The organism is Geodermatophilus saharensis (assembly GCF_900188205.1).
Classification (GTDB): Bacteria; Actinomycetota; Actinomycetes; order Mycobacteriales; family Geodermatophilaceae; genus Geodermatophilus; species Geodermatophilus saharensis.
Window position 1 is genome coordinate 2501 of record NZ_FZOH01000016.1, and the last position, 2680, is coordinate 5180.

1 rRNA gene (only partly in view) is annotated in these 2680 nt (G+C 59.7%); it reads left to right on the forward strand.

What is annotated here, in order from left to right:
- Positions 1-2602: ribosomal RNA gene (locus tag CHC04_RS23280) — 23S ribosomal RNA — on the forward strand; it begins 544 nt to the left of the window's first position.
- Positions 2603-2680 lie beyond the last annotated feature (78 nt).

Sequence of the window (2680 nt, forward strand, 5' to 3'; positions counted from 1 at the left end):
AGTACCGTGAGGGAAAGGTGAAAAGTACCCCGGGAGGGGAGTGAAATAGTACCTGAAACCGTGTGCCTACAAGCCGTCAGAGCTCAGAATGCGCGCCCTTGTGGTGTGCGGGGTGATGGCGTGCCTTTTGAAGAATGAGCCTGCGAGTTAGCGGTACGTGGCGAGGTTAACCCGTGGGGGGTAGCCGTAGCGAAAGCGAGTCCGAACAGGGCGATCTGTAGTCGCGTGCTCTAGACCCGAAGCCGGGTGATCTACCCATGGCCAGGTTGAAGCGCGGGTAAGACCGCGTGGAGGACCGAACCCACCAGGGTTGAAAACCTGGGGGATGAGCTGTGGGTAGGGGTGAAAGGCCAATCAAACCCGGTGATAGCTGGTTCTCCCCGAAATGCATTTAGGTGCAGCGTCGCGTGTTTCTTGCCGGAGGTAGAGCACTGGATGGCCGATGGGCCCCACAAGGTTACTGACGTCAACCAAACTCCGAATGCCGGTAAGTGAGAGCGCGGCAGTGAGACTGCGGGCGATAAGGTTCGTAGTCGAGAGGGAAACAGCCCAGATCATCGGCTAAGGCCCCTAAGCGTGTGCTAAGTGGAAAAGGATGTGGGATCGCAGAGACAACCAGGAGGTTGGCTTAGAAGCAGCCATCCTTGAAAGAGTGCGTAATAGCTCACTGGTCAAGTGGTTCCGCGCCGACAATGTAGCGGGGCTCAAGCACACCGCCGAAGCCGTGGCACTCCACCGGACGCCCGCCGGTTCCCTTTCGGGGGGCCGGCCAGGTGGTGGGGTGGGTAGGGGAGCGTCGTGTGGCGGGTGAAGCGGCGGCGGAAGCCAGCCGTGGACGCCATGCGAGTGAGAATGCAGGCATGAGTAGCGAGAGGGGAGTGAGAACCTCCCCCGCCGGAAGACCAAGGGTTCCTGGGCCAGGCTAATCCGCCCAGGGTGAGTCGGGACCTAAGGCGAGGCCGACAGGCGTAGTCGATGGACAACGGGTTGATATTCCCGTACCCGCGAAGGAGCGCCCATGCCGAGTCCAGCGATGCTGACCCACCGAAACCGCTTCGCGCCCTTCGGGGTGTGGGGTGGGAGTAGCTGGGGACCCGGACTGGTAGTAGGCAAGCGATGGGGTGACGCAGGAAGGTAGTCGATGCCGGTGAGTGGTAGTACCGGTGCAAGGGTGTGGCCCGCGCCATAGGCAAATCCGTGGCGCAGACAGGGTGAGGCCTGACGCATAGCCGAATGAGGCGAATTCGATGATCCTATGCTGCCGAGAAAAGCCTCTAGCGAGTTCCGAGCGGCCCGTACCCCAAACCAACTCAGGTGGTCAGGTAGAGAATACCGAGGCGATCGAGCGAACTGTGGTTAAGGAACTCGGCAAAATGCCCCCGTAACTTCGGGAGAAGGGGGACCCTCGCCCGTGACGGCTCTTGCGGCCGGTAGCGGAGGGGGGTCGCAGAGACCAGTGAGAAGCGACTGTTTACTAAAAACACAGGTCCGTGCGAAGTCGTAAGACGAGGTATACGGACTGACGCCTGCCCGGTGCTGGAACGTTAAGGGGACGGGTTAGTGCACTTCGGTGTGCGAAGCTCAGAACTCAAGCGCCAGTAAACGGCGGTGGTAACTATAACCATCCTAAGGTAGCGAAATTCCTTGTCGGGTAAGTTCCGACCTGCACGAATGGCGTAACGACTTCTCAGCTGTCTCAACCACAGGCTCGGCGAAATTGCACTACGAGTAAAGATGCTCGTTACGCGCGGCAGGACGGAAAGACCCCGGGACCTTCACTACAGCTTGATATTGGTGTTCGGTTCGGCTTGTGTAGGATAGGTGGGAGACGAGGAAGCCGGCACGCCAGTGTCGGTGGAGTCGCCGTTGAAATACCACTCTGGTCGAATTGGATGTCTAACCTGGGTCCGTGATCCGGATCAGGAACAGTGTCAGGTGGGTAGTTTAACTGGGGCGGTTGCCTCCCAAAGGGTAACGGAGGCGCCCAAAGGTTCCCTCAGCCTGGTTGGCAATCAGGTGTCGAGTGCAAGTGCACAAGGGAGCTTGACTGTGAGACCGACGGGTCGAGCAGGAGCGAAAGCTGGGACTAGTGACCCGGCACCGGCATGTGGAAGCGGTGTCGCTCAACGGATAAAAGGTACCCCGGGGATAACAGGCTGATCTTCCCCAAGAGTCCATATCGACGGGATGGTTTGGCACCTCGATGTCGGCTCGTCGCATCCTGGGGCTGGAGTAGGTCCCAAGGGTTGGGCTGTTCGCCCATTAAAGCGGTACGCGAGCTGGGTTTAGAACGTCGTGAGACAGTTCGGTCCCTATCCGCCGTGCGCGTAAGAGACTTGAGAAGAGCTGTCCCTAGTACGAGAGGACCGGGACGGACGAACCTCTGGTGTGCCAGTTGTACCGCCAGGTGCACTGCTGGTTGGCTACGTTCGGCAGGGATAACCGCTGAAAGCATCTAAGCGGGAAGCTCGCTTCGAGATGAGGTCTCTCACCCAGTGAATGGGGTAAGGCCCCCGCCCAGACCAGCGGGTTGATAGGCCGGAAGTGGAAGCACCGCGAGGTGTGGAGCTGACCGGTACTAACAGGCCGAGGGCTTGACCACACCCCTACCTGCGCGCAGTCGAGTTCTGCGTCAGGGGTGACTCACACACATGCGTCCACTGTGCGGTTCTGAACGCAC